Below are 15,201 nucleotides of genomic sequence, written 5' to 3'. Positions count from 1 at the left end.
CAGGCGTGGCGATATTACTACTCCAAATCACAAAAATAGACCATTAAATATCGCATATCGATACGAATGGTTCATTTTGTCGATTTTATATAACGTAATTCGATTTATTTGAATCGAAATGGCACAGAGCTTGCGATTTCATCGGTAACCGCTCGCGGTACTGACTTTCCGTTTTCCTTCTGGAGTAGCCCGATGAACAGTCTTTCGCCCTTGTTTCGCCGCCTTGCCTTCGGTGTGTGCGCCACACTCTGCGTCAGCGCCGCGCACGCAGAAAGTGCGTCCACGTACAAAGTCGGTGCAACCGCCAGTGGGTCGCCGTTCACCTTCCTCGATATCAAGACCAACAGCATCCAGGGCGTGATGGTCGACGTCGCCGAGGCCGTGGGCAAGGCCGGCGGCTTCACCAGCCAGATCGAACAGACCAACTTCGCTGCGCTGATCCCCTCCCTCACCTCCGGCAAGCTCGACTTCATTTCCGCCGGCATGCTCAAGACCGAAGAGCGCACCAAGGTCGTCGACTTCAGCGCCCCGGTGTACGCCTACGGTGAGGGCCTGATCATCAATGCCGACGACAGCGCCGCCTACCCCGACCTCACGCCGCTCAAGGATCAGGTGGTCGGCGTACAGGCCGGCACGGTGTTCTACGACCAACTGAACAAGCTGGGGATCTTCAAGGAGATTCGCACCTACGACTCCATCGGCGAGATGGTCCGCGACCTGTCCCTGGGGCGCATCAAGGCGGCGGTCGGCGACCAGCCGGTGGTGGCCTACCAGATTCGCCAGAAGCTGTTCAAAGGCGTGAAGCTCGCCCCCGACTACCAGCCCACCAACGTCGGCGAAGTCTGCCTGGTGGTACGCAAAGGCGATGCGCAAACCCTCGGGCGCCTGAACACCGCCATCGCCGGCATCAAGGCCGACGGTACCCTGGACAGCATCCTCAAGAAGTGGGGACTTGATACCCAGGTGCGCCCATGAACCCGGCCGAGTTCCTGCAAAACGCCCGGGACTTCCTGCCGATTCTGCTGCAGGGCGCCTGGGTGACGATCCAGATCACCGTGCTGTCGTTCCTGCTCAGCAGTGCAATCGGCCTGGTGCTGGCGCTGCTCAAGCTGTCGCCGATTCGCACGCTGTCGTGGGTGGCCAGCACCATCATCAACGTGATCCGTGGCCTGCCGATCATCGTGCAGCTGTTCTACATCTACTTCGTGCTACCGGACATGGGCGTGCACCTCACGGCGTTCTACGCCGGGGTGATCGGCATGGGCATCGCCTACTCGGCATACCAGGCCGAGAACTTCCGCACCGGCATCATTGCCGTGGAACAGGGCCAGCGTGAAGCCGCCGAAGCCCTGGGCATGCGCTCGGCGCTGATGATGCGCCGGGTGATCCTGCCCCAGGCATTTCGCATCGCCCTGCCGCCCTACGGCAACACCCTGGTGATGATGCTCAAGGATTCGTCCCTGGTGTCCACCATCACCGTCGCCGAGATGACCCGCCAAGGCCAACTGATCGCCTCGTCGACCTTCCAGAACATGACCGTCTACACCCTGGTCGCCCTGCTCTACCTGCTGATGAGCCTGCCGCTGGTGTATGGCCTGCGTCGTATGGAGCAGCACCTGGGGCGGAGGAAAAAAGCATGATCGAGATTCGTCAGTTGCAAAAACATTACGGCAGCCACCGCGTACTGCACGGCGTTGACCTCGACGTGGCCAAGGGCGAAGTGGTGTGCCTGATCGGCCCCTCGGGCTCGGGCAAATCCACCCTGCTGCGCTGCATCAACGCGCTGGAAGCCTACGATGGCGGCCACATCAACGTGTTCGGCGAAACCGTGCAACGCGGCAGCAAAACCGTGCACGCGTTGCGCAGCCGCATGGGCATGGTGTTTCAGCGCTTCAACCTGTTCCCCCACCGCACCGTGCTGGAAAACGTGATGGAAGGTCCGGTGTATGTCAAAGGCGAACCGCTCAAGCAGGCCCGCGAAGAGGCCCTGGTGTTGCTGGACAAGGTGGGCCTGAGCGCCAAGGCCGACGCCTACCCCGAACAGCTCTCCGGCGGCCAGCAGCAACGCGTGGCCATCGCCCGCGCCCTGGCGATGAAACCTGAAGCCATGCTGTTCGACGAACCCACCTCGGCCCTCGACCCGGAACTGGTGGGCGATGTCCTGGCGGTAATGCGCACCCTGGCCGACGAAGGCATGACCATGATCGTGGTCACCCACGAAATGGGCTTTGCCCGCGAAGTGGCCGACCGCGTGTGCTTCCTGCATGGCGGCTACATCGTCGAGAGCGGCCCGGCCGAGCAGGTGCTGGGCGATCCACAGCATGCACGTACCCAGGACTTCCTGCGGCGCGTGCTGCACCCCACCGGCAACACGCGGAGCCTGTCATGAAATCATTGTGGTCGGCGACGGCGCCCTCCGTGGTGCCGACGCCTGCGCTGGGTGAGTCGGTGAAAGTGGATGTGGCGATTGTCGGCGCGGGGTATACCGGCCTGTCGACAGCCCTGCATCTGGCCGAGCGCGGGGTCAGCGTGTGCGTGCTGGAAGCCCATGAGCCCGGCTGGGGCGCATCGGGACGCAATGGCGGGCAGGTCAACCCGACGCTCAAGTACGACCCGGGGCAACTGGTGCAGATGTACGGGCCGGAGCAGGCCGAGCCGTTGATCTCGACAGTGTCGAACTCGGCGGACCTGGTGTTCACGTTGATCGACAGGCACGGCATTGATTGCGCGCCGGTGCGCAAAGGCTGGATGCAGGTGTCGTACACGCAAAAGGGCGTGGCCGGCCTGCATGCGCGAGCCGAGCAATGGGCGCGGCGCGGCGTGCCGGTGCAGCGCCTGGATGCGGCGGCGGTGGCATCGCGCATGGGCAGCGAGGCATTCGCCGGCGGCTGGCTGGATGGCCGCGCCGGGGCGATTCAGCCGCTGGCGTATGCCCGTGGGCTGGTCGGCGCGGCGTTGGCGGCGGGTGTTCGCATTCATGGTCACAGTGCAGTGACAGGGTTACAGCGCCAGGGCCCGGGGTGGCAACTGCAGACCGCTGGCGGTGCGCAGGTGATGGCCGATCAAGTGGTGCTGGCCACCAATGGCTACAGCGGCAACCTATGGCCGGGCATGGCACAGAGCATCCTCGCGGCGAACAGTTTTATCGTCGCCACCAAACCGCTGCGTGGGCGTGCGGCAGAGAGCATCTTGCCGGGACAGGAAACCGTGTCCACCGCACAACGGCTGCTGCTGTACTTTCGCAAAGACAGTCATGGGCGCTTACTGATGGGCGGACGCGGGCTGTTCAACGACCCCACGTCACCGGCCGATTTTGCCCACCTGGAGCGCTCCCTGGCGCTGCTCTTTCCGCAATTGGGCCCGCTGGAATTTGAGTACCGCTGGGCCGGGCGTATCGCAATCACACGGGACTTCATGCCCCATGTCCACGAACCGGCACCGGGGCTGACCTTGGCGCTGGGCTGCAATGGCCGCGGCATCGCATTGTGTACCAGCCTGGGGCAGCAACTGGCCGGGCGGTTGTGCGACAGCCAGGCTGAATTTGCCTACCCGGTCACGCCGCTGCAGCGCTTGCCGATGCACGGATTGCAGCGGTTTTACATTGGTGCGGGGGTGGCTTGGTACAGCTTGTTGGATCGGCTCAATATCAGCTGAGTCCTAATTGCAGGGGCGCCGAAAACCGTTATCCCTCACAGGTCCTTTGGTACGCAAAACCCGCTAGGCTTAGCCATGGACTGGCTGACCTGCGGGTTTGCGGTCTATTCATCCTGTGGGAAAGGCATGCTCATGCAACTCGACAACACTCGCACCGCCCGTGTCATCGGGCTGGTGTACAGCACCTGCTGCTATTTGGCGTTCCTGTTCACCTGTTTGTATTTGATCGGCTTCGTCGGCAGCGTTGCGGTGCCCAAGAACATCAACGATGGGCCCCTCCTCGCGTGGCCAGCCGCCGTGCTGATCAACTGCGCATTGATCCTGCTGTTCGGCGTCCAGCACACGGCCATGGCGCGCAAAGGCTTCAAACAGTGGCTGGCGGCAGTCATTCCGACCTCCGTTGAACGCTCCACGTATGTGCTGCTCAGCAGCCTGGTGCTGATGCTGATGTTCTGGCTGTGGCAACCGATGCCGCTCACCGTCTGGAAGGTTGAAACGACGTGGGCCAAGGCCCTGCTGATTGGCCTGTTCTGGCTGGGCTGGGGCATCGCTTTACTGGCAACTTTTTTGATCGACCACTTCGAACTGTTCGGGCTCAAGCAGGCCATCGACCGTTGGCGCAAAACCACACCACAGGCGCCATTATTCAGGACGCCGCTGTTTTACAGGATCGTGCGTCACCCGCTGTACCTGGGTTTCCTGATCGCTTTTTGGGCAACGCCGTACATGACGGCCGGGCACCTGTTGTTTGCGACAGGGATGACGGTTTACCTCTTCATTGGCGCCAGCTTTGAAGAAAAGGACCTGGTGGTGTTGTTTGGTGAGCGGTATCGGAGCTACCAGCAAGAGGTGGGCATGATTTTGCCGGGGTCGAAGACGCGCAAAAAAGGACGCTGAATAGCGCGTTTGTGGCGTCTGACCATGAGTTCCCTAGGACTTATCCCACGACTGTTTCAGGTTGTCGCTCGGAACTTGGCTGACTAACCTCTGTGCCGTCGCTGCCCATTCAGCGACCGGATTTGACCGTCCGACTTCAAAGAGCAACTGCGCCAACCCCGAGCTTAGGCGTTTTTTTACGTCTGATGTATCGTGTCGCGGCAGCTGTACGCGGGATACCTTAGGGTATGCCGGTTTTGTTCTTTGGGCCGGTCGGTCAACCCGCGTACAGCTGCCACCCTCTTCGATTGACCGCGAATCGTGGCAGCCCCATTTACAAAGGAGCTTCACCATGATCAAAGACAGCCCCAATCCCCCAGAAAAACTCTTCACCGTGCGCCCCGACCTAGGCACGGAAACCCTGCTGGTCAACGCCTCCCAGGATCTATCCTCCATCACCGATATCGCCACGCACCTGGCCTTTGAAATCGACGGCGCACAACGCAATGTGGCGTTGGGCATCTGCCGAATGCTGGAAGGTGTGCAATTGTTGGTGGACAAAGCATTGGATGACGCCCATCCAGCAGCATGATTCAGATGATCGTTCCCACGCGCGTGGGAACGATCTCAAAACACCGACCACCCAATCCGCTCACTCAACAACTCCAACGCCTTGATCCCCGCCAGCGAGTTGCCCGCCGCGTTCAATTCCGGCGACCACACGCACACCGTAAACTGCCCCGGCACCACCGCGACAATGCCGCCGCCCACACCGCTCTTGCCCGGCAAGCCCACACGGTAGGCAAAGTTGCCCGCCTCGTCATACAGCCCGCTGGTGGCCATGATCGAGTTGACTTGCTTGGTCTGCCGCGCGGTAAGGATCTGTTCGCCGCTGTGGGCACTGGTGCCCTCGTTGGCGAGGAAGCTGAACGCCTTGGCCAGGTCCAGGCAGCTCATCTGCAGGGCGCAGTAGTTGAAGTAGCTGTGCAGCACCGCGTCCACATCGTTGTGGAAGTTACCGAAGGATTTCATCAGGTAGGCCATGGCCGCGTTGCGTGCGCCGTGCTGGGCTTCGGAGTCGGCGACCACGCTGTTGACCAGGATCTGCGGGTTGCCCGACAGGCGCCGCACGAAGTCGCGCATCGACAGGATCGGCACGGCAAAGCGTGATTGGTTGATGTCGCAGATCACCAGCGCGCCAGCATTGATGAAGGGGTTACGCGGGCGGCCGCGTTCGAATTCCAGTTGCACCAACGAGTTGAACGGCTGCCCCGAAGGCTCGTGGCCCAGGCGTTCCCAGATGGTTTCACCGCCATGGTCAATGGCCTGCACCAGGCTGAACACCTTGGAAATGCTCTGCACCGAGAACAGCGTATCGGCGTCACCGGCGCGGTAGGCCGAGCCGTCATTGCCGTATACCGCAATACCCAGTTGGTTTGCCGGTACATCGGCCAGCGCGGGAATGTAGTCGGCGACTTTGCCGAGGCCGATCAGGGGGCGCACTTCGTCGAGGATCGACTCCAGCAGCGCCTGCATGTCTTGTCCTGTCATCTGTCTTTGAATCGGTGGAAAGCGGGGTGCGGAGGATACTTCAATGGGCGCGCAAGCCCCACACAATCTCTACCACCCGCTCGGCCACCACCAGATAAACCAGGATCAGCAACAGCTGCAATGCCAGGTGATAACGCAGCTTGGCCAGCCCCCGACCGGCGAGAAAGGCCTGCCCCTGTGGCGAGCGGGCTTGCCCGCGTTGGGGTGCGAAGCGCCCCTGATGAAGACGAATGCGGTGTATCAGGCACGCCTAAGCGCCTGGTTTTGGGGCCGCTGCGCAGCCCAGCGCGGGCAAGCCCGCTCACCACAGAGAGAGTCGGGTCGCATCCGTTCAAAAATGCGCCACATCCGACACCCGCTCATCCAGCACATCCCGCGCCAGTGCCCAGGCCTGGTCCTTGGATTCCACCACCAGCAACGGGTAACCCCAGGCCTTGCCGAACATCTGCGCAAACGGCTTGAGTGCCAGGCGCTTGGCCGCGCTGGGCTCGACCTGGATCATGCCCTTGACGAACGTGCGCAGCGCTTGTCGGTGCTTCTTCATCCAGATCGAGGCTTGCTTGCGCTGTTCATGGGAATGTTCGTGATGGGTTTCGTCCACGGCTTTTTCGTGCAGCAGCAGGAAGGATTGCTGGCGTGCCAACAGGTCTTCAAAGACCCGGAAGGCGTCTTCCGGCCCGCCTTGGTTCGGCGCATCGAAGACGATTTTCACCACGGGGAATGTTGTGCTGTCGAGTCGCATGGCAAAGCTCCTTAATGAGAGTGGATCTCAATATAAAGCTCGAACCCCTGGACGGCATTGCACAGAATAGCCAGACTGTTTCGCAATCCGGCCAATCTGCGATCTCCGCCATGAAGCACCACCGTCTTGATCTGCTCGACCCGTTGATGGCCAAGGACGCCGACCTGTTCCCCCGCGCCGTGGTGGCCGTGGGCGCCACCAGCACGTCGGACACCTGGGAACATGCCCAGCACGCCCACCGCAAGGGCCAGTTGATGTACACCCTGCGCGGGGTCATCCACTGTGAAATCGAAGCGGGAATCTGGATCGTGCCGCCCCAGTGTGCACTGTGGATTCCCGGCGGTACGCCCCATGCGGCGCGTGGCTCTGGCGAGGCCGAGGTGTATTGCCTGCTGATCGACCCCGACGCCGCCCACGCCCTGCAGCCGCAATGCTGCACCCTGGCCGTGTCCGGGTTGCTGCATGAGCTGATCAGCAAGGCCGTCAGTTTCCCGCAATTCTATGACGAGGGCGGCGCCCAAGGCCGCTTGATCAACACCTTGCTGGATGAACTGGCCGCCGCCCCGGTCGAAGCCCTGCATCTGCCCATGCCCCAGGACGCACGCTTGCGCCGCCTGGCCAACAGCCTGCTGGCCGACCCGACCGACAAAGCCACCCTCGGCCAGTGGGCGGTGCGCATCGGCATGAGCGAGCGCAGCATGACGCGCCTGTTGCTGGAGGAACTGGGCTTGAGTTTCGGGCGCTGGCGCCGGCAGTTGCATGTGATCCTGTCCCTGCAACGGCTGGCCAAGGGTGAAAGTGTGCAACGGGTGGCCCTGGACCTCGGTTATGAAAACGCCAGCGGCTTCATCACCATGTTCCGCAAGGCGGTGGGCCAGCCGCCCGCGCGTTACCTGGCAGACCGTGCCGGTGTCTCAAGTGCGACCACCCAGGCCATTGCGCTGAAAGACGCCCACTGACTACCAGTTTTCGCCCAACCCCAGCAGGCCCAGTATCTGCCGCCGCAGGTCCACCAGGTAAGGATCGTCCCGGTGCCGTGGATACGGCCTATCGATGCTCAACTGTGCCTGGATCTTCGCCGGGCGGTCGCTGAACACAATCACCCGGTTGGCCAGCAGCAAGGCTTCTTCCACATCGTGGGTCACCAGCAACGCCGTGTAGCCCTGGCGCTGCCACAGGTCGATCAGCTCTTTTTGCATGGTGATGCGGGTCAGGGAGTCGAGTTTGCCCAGGGGTTCGTCGAGGATCAGCAAACGCGGCTGGTTGACCAGGGCACGGGCCAACGCCACCCGCTGGGCCATGCCGCCGGACAACTGCCGGGGATAGGCACGGGCGAACGGGCCAAGGCCGACCTTGTGCAGGGCCTCATCGACCTTGGCCGAATGGGTCTTGAGCAGGCCCTGGGCTTCGAGGCCGAGGGCGACGTTGTCCCACACGCGGCGCCACGGGTACAGGGTCGGGTCCTGGAACACCACCACACGGCTCGGGTCCGGGCCGGCGATGGGTTCGCCATCGGCCAGCAGTCGGCCGGAGTCCGCCGGTTCCAGCCCCGCCACCAGGCGCAGCAAGGTGGACTTGCCGCAACCCGACGGCCCGAGCAATGCCACAAATTCTCCCGGCGCCACGTCCAGGGACACCCGCTCCAACACCGGCAAATGCCGGCCGTCCAGCGCAAAACCATGGCTGAGGTTTTCTATGCGCAGCGCCAATCCTTCCGAAGCCGATACCGCGTGTGCCAGGGCTACCATTTCATCGCTCCTTTCTGCCAGGCCAGCAACCGATCACGCACCAGGAACAACCCGGTGATCAACCCCGAACAGGCCAGCGCCATGATCAGCAGTGCGGCGTACATGTTCGCGTAGGCTGCCCAGCCCTGGGCCCATTGCAGGTACCAGCCGATGCCGGATTTGACCCCCATCATTTCCGCCACCACCAAGGTTGAGAATGAGGCGCCCAGGCCCATGAACAGGCCGACGAAGACGTGAGGCAACGCGGCGGGAATCGCCACCTTGAAAATCAGAAAACCCGGCCGGGCGCCGAGGGTGCGCGCCACGTCGTAATAGGCTTTATCGACGCTGGCCACGCCGGACCAGGTAAGCACCGTGACCGGAAACCAGGTGGCCAGGGCGATCAAAAACACACTCGCACTCCAACTGCTCGGAAACAGGAAAAAACACAGCGGCAACAACGCCGTCGACGGCACCGGGCCGAGGATGCGCAGCACCGGGTGCAGCCAGTAGCCGATCCGCGTGGACCAGCCAATGGCAACACCGGCGACAAACCCGGTGGCCGCGCCCAGCGCCACCCCCGAGCCCAGCAGCAGCGCCGAATGCAGCAGGCTGTCGGCCAGGCGTGGGTAGTCTTCGATGTACACCGCGAGCAAGGCTTGGGGCGGCGCGAAGAACGGCACCGGCAACAGCGCAAGCTTGGCGGTGAGCAACTCCCAGAGGCCCAAAAGCACCGGGAAGGCGATCAGCCAGGGCGCGGCCGTGCGCAAGCGCAGCGCGAGTGTCGACAGCCTGCGCCCCAGCAGGCTCAGCACAATAAACAACGCCGCCACGCCCACACAGAGGTTGGCCAGGCCCTGGGTCATCGGCCAATTGCGCACCGCGTTGGGCCAGTAACTGATCAGCAGCGCGACGGCCACCCAGGCCGTCACCACCGCCGCGCCTTGCCACCCGAGCTTGAGCGCCACAGGCGGGTTGAGGATGGTTGCGTCAGTTGAAGACATCGGCGGTGATCTCCCTGGCAAACGCGATCGGGTCGGTGCCTTTGCTGATCACTTCCACGGTTTTCAGGTCGGTGACGTAGGTGGTGATCTCCTGGGTCAGCGCTGCGCCGACCGCGTGGTGGCCGTGGGTGTGGTCGTGGAGGATGGCCTGGACTTCTTCGGTGGAGGTGTTCAGTGCGTAGGCCTGGAAGCCTTTGGCGACGTCCTCCGGGTGCTGCACGGAATAGTCATGGGCCTCAAGGATCGCCTGGGTCAGCGCCGCGACCACGCGCTTGTCTTCACGCACCAATTTGCCGGTGACGCCGACCACGCAGCAACTGAGGTTGGCGTATTCCTCCACCAGGTTGGTGGACAACTCCCGCGCCACGCCGGACTTGATCAGGCGGTACATGAACGGGTCACTGCCGCTCACCGCCTGCACTTCGCCACGCTCCAGCGCCGTGCCGAGCAGGTCGGCCGGGTACAGGCGCCACTCCACATCGCGCACCGGGTCGACGCCGTGTTTTTTCAGCAGGATCGAAAAGAAATTGCGGTCCGGGCTGGCCATGTCGGTCACGCCGATGGCCTTGCCCTTGAGGTCTTCCAGCTTGCTCACGCCGCCGTTGGCGGCACTGAGCAACCGCAGGCAACCGCCATGGGTGCCGGCGGTGAGCTTCACGTCAAAGCCCTGCTCCAGGGCCTTGAGCCAGCGCAACGCCATGCCCACGCCTGCGTCGGCCTTGCCGGTGGCGATGGCTTCCAGCAAGACCTCGGTGGAGTTGCCGAAGTTGACCAACTCCACGTCCAGGTTGTGCTTGCTGAAGAAGCCTTGCCCATGGGCGATCACCACCGGCGCCAGGCACACCGCGTTGAGGTTCACCGCCAGCTTGAGTTTGCGCGGCGCGTCGAGGCGGATGAACTCACCGGTGCCGGCAGGCTCCTGGGCGGTATTGTGGCCGGCATGTGCGTCAGCGGCAAAGCCCAGGCGCGGCAGCGACAGGCTCGCCAGGGTCAGGCCGGCCAGGCCCAGGAGGCGGCGACGGGTCAGGTGATCAAAAGCAGCCATGCGAAGTATCCCTATTGAATGGGTCAGCCCGCTCAAGAGAAAGGCCGACAGCGTCAAAAAATCCATTTTGATTATATTAACGACTGAGTTTTATGAAAGAACCATATAATTCTATGGTTATGCCCGCTGGGCAGGAAGCGGCTGAAACCGCCCTAAGCTCAGATCGAAAGAGTATTTATCGAATGGTTTTCAGATCATTAAGCTTGGATCTATTTCGCTGAAGATCGAGCCCACCATGTCCCTCCGTCGTCCCCTCGCCGCTGTATTAGGATTGCTGGCCCTTTCCGTTGCCGTCAGTGCGCACGCCCAGGAAACCGTGCGCATCGGTTACCAGAAATCCTCCACGCTGATCACCCTGCTGAAAACCCAGGGCGCCCTTGAGAAAGCCCTCAAGGCCGACAACATCGAGGTGAGCTGGCATGAGTTCCCCAGCGGCCTGCCGCTGCTGGAAGCGCTGAACGTCGGCAATGTGGACATCAGCGCCGACGTGGCCGACACCGTGCCGATCTTCGCCCAGGCCGCCCAGGCCAAACTCACCTACTTCGCCCAGGAAGCGCCCTCGCCTTCGGCCCAGGCCATCGTGGTACGCAAGGACTCGCCGATCCAACAGTTAGCGGATTTGAAGGGCAAGAAGATCGCGGTAACCAAGGCCGCCGGCACCCACTATCTGTTGATTGCCGCGCTGGCCAAGGCCGGCCTGGCGTTCTCGGATATCGAGCCGGCTTACCTGTCGCCGGCCGATGGCCGCGCGGCGTTCGAGAACAACAAGGTGGACGCCTGGGTCACCTGGGAGCCCTTCCTCACCAGCGTGCAGCGCCAACTGCCGACACGCACCCTGGCGGACGGTGCCGGGCTGGCCAGCTACAAGCGTTACTACCTGACCGGCACGCCCTACGCCAAGGCGCACCCGGAGGTATTGAAGGTGGTGTATGCGCAGCTTGAAAACGCCGGCCACTGGGTAAAAACCAACCCGCAGGACGCGGCCAAAGTGCTCGGCCCGCTGTGGGGCAACCTGGATGCAGCCACGGTGGAAGCGGCGAATGCGCACCGCAGTTATCAGGTGCAGCCGGTGACGATTGAGCAGTTGGGTGAGCAGCAGAAGATTGCCGATGCGTTCTTCAAGGCGGGGTTGTTGCCCAAGGCGGTGGATGCCAAGGACGTGCAGACCTGGCGGCCTTGAAGGCGGGTGTGATCTCAATGTGGGAGAGGCGGTGCGACGATTCGACTTGCCCGCTCACCACAACAGCCCTATCTGCCGGACGTTCAGTGTTGAGTCAACGTTATGTAGATCCCTATGCTCATCGGCGGCAAGCCCTCCCACATTTGGTTTGCATATGCGGTTAGAGGAGTGTGCGGGCTAGAGCCTTTTTCCACTCTGAGTAACGCTCCGCCATCGCCGGATCCTCCTGCGGCTCAAAGCGCTCGCGCTGGCGTTCCAACTGCCCCAGCGCCGCATCACTCGCCCACACCCCCAACGCCCGACCCGCCAGGTGCGCTGCGCCCAATGCCGAGACTTCCGGTGACAGGCTGCGCACCACCGGGCGTTGCAGCAGGTTGGCGAGGAACTGCATCAGCCAGCGGTTGCGCGTGGCACCGCCATCCACCCACAGTTCCTTGAGCGGGCTGCCGATGTCCTGCTGCATGGCCTCGAACACATCGCGAATCTGATAGCCGATGGATTCCAGCGCCGCACGCAGGATATGCGCGCCGGACGTGGCTTCGCTAAGCCCGCAGATGAGTCCACGGGCGTCGGCCTTCCAGTGCGGTGCGCCGAGGCCGGACAGCGCCGGGACAAAATACACGCCGCCGTTATCCGGCAATTGCGCGGCCTGTTCGGTCAGCGCATCCAGGGATTCTCCCGCCACCAGCTTCGACGCCCACTGCACGGCAGCGCCGGTATGGACGATATTGCCTTCCATGCCGAAAGTGGGTTGGCTACCGTCATGCCAGGCCAGGGTGGTCGACAGGCCATGGGTGGAGGCAATCGGCCCGCCCATGGGCGTCATCAAGGACGAACCGGTGCCGAGGGTGGCCTTGACCAGCCCCGGCGCAAAACCGCCCTGCCCGTACAGCGCCGCATGGGAGTCGCCGATCATCGACATCACCGGGATGCCGGCAGGCAAGCCGCCCAACGCGACGGTTTCGGCGAAGAACCCGGCGCTCGGCTGGATCGGCGCCAAGGCCGCAGCCGGAATGCCGAACAACGCCAACAACTCAGGATCCCAGGCGCAGGTGTGCAGGTTGAACAGTTGGGTGCGCGCGGCATTGGAATAGTCGGTGGCGAACACCTGGCCGCCGCTGAGTTGCCACAACAGCCAGCTATCGACCGTGCCCAGGCAGATTTCCCCGGCAGCAGCGCGGGCATGGCCATCCTCAAGGTGATCGAGAATCCAGCGGAATTTGCCCGCCGAGAACATCGGGTCCAACGCCAGCCCGGTCTTTTCCAGGATCAGCGCTTCATGGCCCTGCTCATGCAGTTGAGTGCACAACGCCGTAGAGCGTCGGCACTGCCAACTGATGCACGGCGACAATGGTTCACCGGTATGCCTATCCCAAGCCACCACCGATTCACGCTGGTTGCTGATCGCGAGCGCAGTGATCGGACGATCCACCTGGGCCAGGCATTCTTCAATCGCAGCCAACGTGTTTTGCCAGATCAGCAGCGGGTCCTGCTCGGAAAACCCGGCCTGGGGATGGCGGATGCTCAAGGGCCGCGAACCGCGCGCAATCACCTGGCCAAGTTCGTTGACCAGCACCGCCTTGGCGTTGCTGGTGCCTTCATCTATCGCCAGGATCAGCGGGGTGTTGTTATTCATTGGGTTCACCGCAACCGAGTGGCAGCCGCCACGATCCCAGCCGCGTCGATGTTATGCAAGGCGCGGGTCGGTTCGCGGGCACCGGCGGCGGCGTACTCGCCATCGCCGATACCCAGGCGGACCAGGGCAATGCCCAACCCGGCTTCGGCCAGCACTTCGGCGACCAGGCTGCCGACGCCGCCATTGATATTGTGTTCTTCCACACTGATGACGGCGCGCGTGCCGCTCAAGGCGCTGAGCAATACATCACGCTGCAAGGGCCGGATCGACGACAGGTTGATCACCTGGGCCTGGATGCCCTGCTCCGCCAGCAATGCCGCCGCCTCCACCGCTTCATGCACCACCGAGCCCAGGGCCACGATGCTCACATCGGCGCCCTGGCGCAGGATATCCACCTGACCGGGTGCAAACTGATAGTCGGCGCCATGCACGTCGGGCAAGGCTTTGCCGTCGAGACGGATATACACCGGGCCGTGGTAGCGCAGCGCGTAATCGATGATCTGCCGGCACTCGACGGCATCGGCCGGGGCGAAGATCTGCACATTGCCAAACCCGCGCATCACCGAAATATCGTCGAGGCTGTGGTGGGTGCTGGCGAGCGGGCCATAACTGGTGCCGGCATTCAGGCCGAACATCTTCACATTGGCCTGGTTGTAGCAGACGTCCACCTTGATCTGCTCATTGGCCCGCGAGATCAGGAACGGCGCCGCATTGCAGGTGGCGGCGATCTTGCCGCCCAGGGCCAGGCCCGCCGCGACGCTGACCAGGGATTGCTCGGCAATGCCCACATTGATCAGCCGCTCGGGAAAGCGCTGGGCAAACGGGCCGATCTTGGCCGTGGAGGTGGAGTCGCTGACCACCGGCACTACGTCCAGCCCGGCCTCGACAGCAGCGATAAACGCTTCCACCATGACGCTCGCCAAATGTTCACTCGCCATGGTTCAACTCCTCCAGTGCTGCGTTGATTTCATCACCCTTGGGCACGCGGTGGTGCCATTCGGGGCGGGCTTCGATAAACGACACGCCCTTGCCTTTGATGGTGTGGGCGATCAGCACCTGGGGCACGCCGGTCTTGGTCTGCATGCTTTCCAGGGCTTCGATCAATTGGCCGACGTCGTTACCGTCGCACTCGCTGACGCGGAAGCCGAAGGCCGCCCATTTCACGTCCAGGGGGTCCAGCGGCATGATCTCGGCGGTCAAACCGGCGAGCTGCAGCTTGTTTTTGTCGACGATCACAAACAGGTTATCCAGGCCGTACTTGGCCGCCGCCATCGCCGCTTCCCAGTTGGAGCCTTCGGCCAGTTCGCCGTCGCCGGTGAGCACGTAGATGCGCTTGTTGCTGCCGGACATCTTCGCCGCCAGGGCCAGCCCGACCGCCACCGGCAAACCGTGGCCGAGGGCGCCGGTGTTCAGTTCGATGCCGGGGGTTTTCTGGCGTACCGGGTGGCCGGGCAGGTGCGAGTTGAAGTGCTGGTAGGTGGGCAGCCACTCGGTGGGGATGTAGCCCGCCTGCGCCAGGCAGCAGTACAAACCGCCGACGCCGTGGCCCTTGCTCTGGATATAAATATCGCGCTCGGGGTCTTCGGTGCGTTCCGGGCCGGTGTTGAGGATGCGGAAATACAGGGTGGCGAGGATGTCGGTCTCGGAAAGATCCGCCCCGGTGTGCCCGCCCGCCGGGGAGTCGGCATTCAAGCGGATCACATGGCGACGGATCAGGCGGGCCTGTTCCTTGATCTGGTGGGCGTCGTACTGGAAGGCATTCATGCAGCGGCTCCTTTGAGGCTGA

General features: G+C 62.9%; 16 protein-coding genes. 8 read left to right on the top strand and 8 right to left on the bottom strand.

What is annotated here, in order from left to right:
• The first annotated feature begins 192 nt into the window (after nucleotides 1–192).
• From C8K58_RS01090 to C8K58_RS01065, 6 genes are all read left to right on the top strand, one after another.
• The gene (locus C8K58_RS01090) at nucleotides 193–975 is read left to right on the top strand and encodes an ABC transporter substrate-binding protein (RefSeq protein WP_092488726.1); all 783 of its coding nucleotides are present in this window, start codon (nucleotides 193–195) and stop codon (nucleotides 973–975) included.
• On the top strand, nucleotides 972–1,640 hold the full coding sequence (gene ehuD / locus C8K58_RS01085; RefSeq protein ID WP_027607247.1) for an ectoine/hydroxyectoine ABC transporter permease subunit EhuD: 669 nt from the start codon (nucleotides 972–974) through the stop codon (nucleotides 1,638–1,640). The genes C8K58_RS01090 and ehuD overlap by 4 nt, the downstream gene beginning before the upstream one ends.
• A complete protein-coding gene (locus tag C8K58_RS01080) occupies nucleotides 1,637–2,389 on the top strand; it encodes an amino acid ABC transporter ATP-binding protein (protein ID WP_027607248.1) in 753 nt (250 codons plus the stop codon). Before ehuD ends, C8K58_RS01080 begins: the two co-directional genes overlap by 4 nt.
• The gene (locus C8K58_RS01075) at nucleotides 2,386–3,654 is read left to right on the top strand and encodes an FAD-binding oxidoreductase (protein WP_108572747.1); all 1,269 of its coding nucleotides are present in this window, start codon (nucleotides 2,386–2,388) and stop codon (nucleotides 3,652–3,654) included. Before C8K58_RS01080 ends, C8K58_RS01075 begins: the two co-directional genes overlap by 4 nt.
• 132 nt (nucleotides 3,655–3,786) lie before the next feature.
• Nucleotides 3,787–4,551, top strand: a complete 765-nt coding sequence (gene mddA / locus C8K58_RS01070) for a methanethiol S-methyltransferase (RefSeq protein WP_371921644.1) — start codon at nucleotides 3,787–3,789, stop codon at nucleotides 4,549–4,551.
• 331 nt (nucleotides 4,552–4,882) lie between these two features.
• A complete protein-coding gene (locus tag C8K58_RS01065) occupies nucleotides 4,883–5,122 on the top strand; it encodes a DUF6124 family protein (RefSeq protein WP_027607251.1) in 240 nt (79 codons plus the stop codon).
• A gap of 35 nt (nucleotides 5,123–5,157) precedes the next feature.
• On the opposite strand, the gene glsB is transcribed toward C8K58_RS01065, so the two are convergent.
• Both glsB and C8K58_RS01055 read right to left on the bottom strand, forming a co-directional pair.
• Nucleotides 5,158–6,066 (bottom strand): glutaminase B, encoded by a 909-nt coding sequence (glsB, locus tag C8K58_RS01060; RefSeq protein WP_027607252.1) that lies wholly within the window; start codon nucleotides 6,064–6,066, stop codon nucleotides 5,158–5,160.
• Nucleotides 6,067–6,412: 346 nt separating this feature from the next.
• A complete protein-coding gene (locus tag C8K58_RS01055) occupies nucleotides 6,413–6,823 on the bottom strand; it encodes a hypothetical protein (protein ID WP_108572745.1) in 411 nt (136 codons plus the stop codon).
• A gap of 110 nt (nucleotides 6,824–6,933) precedes the next feature.
• Here C8K58_RS01055 and C8K58_RS01050 point away from each other — a divergent pair, with 110 nt between their 5' ends.
• Nucleotides 6,934–7,782, top strand: coding sequence for a helix-turn-helix domain-containing protein (locus tag C8K58_RS01050; RefSeq protein ID WP_108572743.1), 849 nt, complete (start codon nucleotides 6,934–6,936; stop codon nucleotides 7,780–7,782).
• Here the strand turns inward: C8K58_RS01050 and C8K58_RS01045 are convergent, their stop codons facing one another.
• The 3 genes from C8K58_RS01045 to C8K58_RS01035 are packed head-to-tail and all read right to left on the bottom strand — an operon-like array spanning nucleotide 7,783 to nucleotide 10,599.
• On the bottom strand, nucleotides 7,783–8,571 hold the full coding sequence (locus C8K58_RS01045; protein ID WP_092357384.1) for an ABC transporter ATP-binding protein: 789 nt from the start codon (nucleotides 8,569–8,571) through the stop codon (nucleotides 7,783–7,785). It lies immediately after the preceding gene.
• Nucleotides 8,565–9,554 carry an ABC transporter permease gene (locus C8K58_RS01040; protein WP_108572741.1) on the bottom strand — a complete coding sequence of 330 codons (990 nt, stop codon included), beginning with the start codon at nucleotides 9,552–9,554 and terminating at the stop codon, nucleotides 8,565–8,567. Before C8K58_RS01040 ends, C8K58_RS01045 begins: the two co-directional genes overlap by 7 nt.
• Nucleotides 9,541–10,599 carry an ABC transporter substrate-binding protein gene (locus tag C8K58_RS01035; RefSeq protein WP_092357389.1) on the bottom strand — a complete coding sequence of 353 codons (1,059 nt, stop codon included), beginning with the start codon at nucleotides 10,597–10,599 and terminating at the stop codon, nucleotides 9,541–9,543. The genes C8K58_RS01040 and C8K58_RS01035 overlap by 14 nt, the downstream gene beginning before the upstream one ends.
• Before the next feature lie 235 nt (nucleotides 10,600–10,834).
• Between C8K58_RS01035 and C8K58_RS01030 the strand changes: the two genes are divergently transcribed.
• Nucleotides 10,835–11,779, top strand: a complete 945-nt coding sequence (locus C8K58_RS01030) for an aliphatic sulfonate ABC transporter substrate-binding protein (protein WP_108572739.1) — start codon at nucleotides 10,835–10,837, stop codon at nucleotides 11,777–11,779.
• A gap of 160 nt (nucleotides 11,780–11,939) precedes the next feature.
• On the opposite strand, the gene C8K58_RS01025 is transcribed toward C8K58_RS01030, so the two are convergent.
• Genes C8K58_RS01025 through C8K58_RS01015 form a run of 3 tightly spaced genes read right to left on the bottom strand, consistent with a single transcriptional unit; the run spans nucleotide 11,940 to nucleotide 15,179 of the window.
• Nucleotides 11,940–13,415 carry a glycerol kinase GlpK gene (locus C8K58_RS01025; protein WP_108572737.1) on the bottom strand — a complete coding sequence of 492 codons (1,476 nt, stop codon included), beginning with the start codon at nucleotides 13,413–13,415 and terminating at the stop codon, nucleotides 11,940–11,942.
• Between the two features lie 5 nt (nucleotides 13,416–13,420).
• Nucleotides 13,421–14,353 (bottom strand): transketolase family protein, encoded by a 933-nt coding sequence (locus C8K58_RS01020; protein ID WP_027607260.1) that lies wholly within the window; start codon nucleotides 14,351–14,353, stop codon nucleotides 13,421–13,423.
• Complete coding sequence (locus tag C8K58_RS01015; protein ID WP_098479200.1) at nucleotides 14,343–15,179, bottom strand: transketolase; 837 nt, start codon at nucleotides 15,177–15,179, stop codon at nucleotides 14,343–14,345. Before C8K58_RS01015 ends, C8K58_RS01020 begins: the two co-directional genes overlap by 11 nt.
• Nucleotides 15,180–15,201 lie beyond the last annotated feature (22 nt).

Origin of the sequence: Pseudomonas sp. GV047 (assembly GCF_003058245.1) — a bacterium.
In the GTDB taxonomy this organism is placed as follows: domain Bacteria; phylum Pseudomonadota; class Gammaproteobacteria; order Pseudomonadales; family Pseudomonadaceae; genus Aquipseudomonas; species Aquipseudomonas marginalis.
The sequence above is the reverse complement of the archived record's forward strand: the minus strand, read 5'-3'. Positions and strand labels throughout refer to the sequence as shown.

Excerpts from the sequence above, each read along its gene's own strand:
- C8K58_RS01050 (WP_108572743.1), top strand. The coding sequence starts at position 6,934 with ATGAAGCACCACCGTCTTGATCTGCTCGACCCGTTGATGGCCAAGGAC.
- glsB (WP_027607252.1), bottom strand. The coding sequence starts at position 6,066 with ATGCAGGCGCTGCTGGAGTCGATCCTCGACGAAGTGCGCCCCCTGATC.
- C8K58_RS01025 (WP_108572737.1), bottom strand. The coding sequence starts at position 13,415 with ATGAATAACAACACCCCGCTGATCCTGGCGATAGATGAAGGCACCAGC.
- C8K58_RS01055 (WP_108572745.1), bottom strand. The coding sequence starts at position 6,823 with ATGCGACTCGACAGCACAACATTCCCCGTGGTGAAAATCGTCTTCGAT.
- C8K58_RS01030 (WP_108572739.1), top strand. The coding sequence starts at position 10,835 with ATGTCCCTCCGTCGTCCCCTCGCCGCTGTATTAGGATTGCTGGCCCTT.
- mddA (WP_371921644.1), top strand. The coding sequence starts at position 3,787 with ATGCAACTCGACAACACTCGCACCGCCCGTGTCATCGGGCTGGTGTAC.
- C8K58_RS01040 (WP_108572741.1), bottom strand. The coding sequence starts at position 9,554 with ATGTCTTCAACTGACGCAACCATCCTCAACCCGCCTGTGGCGCTCAAG.
- C8K58_RS01015 (WP_098479200.1), bottom strand. The coding sequence starts at position 15,179 with ATGAATGCCTTCCAGTACGACGCCCACCAGATCAAGGAACAGGCCCGC.
- C8K58_RS01075 (WP_108572747.1), top strand. The coding sequence starts at position 2,386 with ATGAAATCATTGTGGTCGGCGACGGCGCCCTCCGTGGTGCCGACGCCT.
- C8K58_RS01090 (WP_092488726.1), top strand. The coding sequence starts at position 193 with ATGAACAGTCTTTCGCCCTTGTTTCGCCGCCTTGCCTTCGGTGTGTGC.
- C8K58_RS01080 (WP_027607248.1), top strand. The coding sequence starts at position 1,637 with ATGATCGAGATTCGTCAGTTGCAAAAACATTACGGCAGCCACCGCGTA.
- C8K58_RS01045 (WP_092357384.1), bottom strand. The coding sequence starts at position 8,571 with ATGGTAGCCCTGGCACACGCGGTATCGGCTTCGGAAGGATTGGCGCTG.
- C8K58_RS01035 (WP_092357389.1), bottom strand. The coding sequence starts at position 10,599 with ATGGCTGCTTTTGATCACCTGACCCGTCGCCGCCTCCTGGGCCTGGCC.
- ehuD (WP_027607247.1), top strand. The coding sequence starts at position 972 with ATGAACCCGGCCGAGTTCCTGCAAAACGCCCGGGACTTCCTGCCGATT.
- C8K58_RS01020 (WP_027607260.1), bottom strand. The coding sequence starts at position 14,353 with ATGGCGAGTGAACATTTGGCGAGCGTCATGGTGGAAGCGTTTATCGCT.
- C8K58_RS01065 (WP_027607251.1), top strand. The coding sequence starts at position 4,883 with ATGATCAAAGACAGCCCCAATCCCCCAGAAAAACTCTTCACCGTGCGC.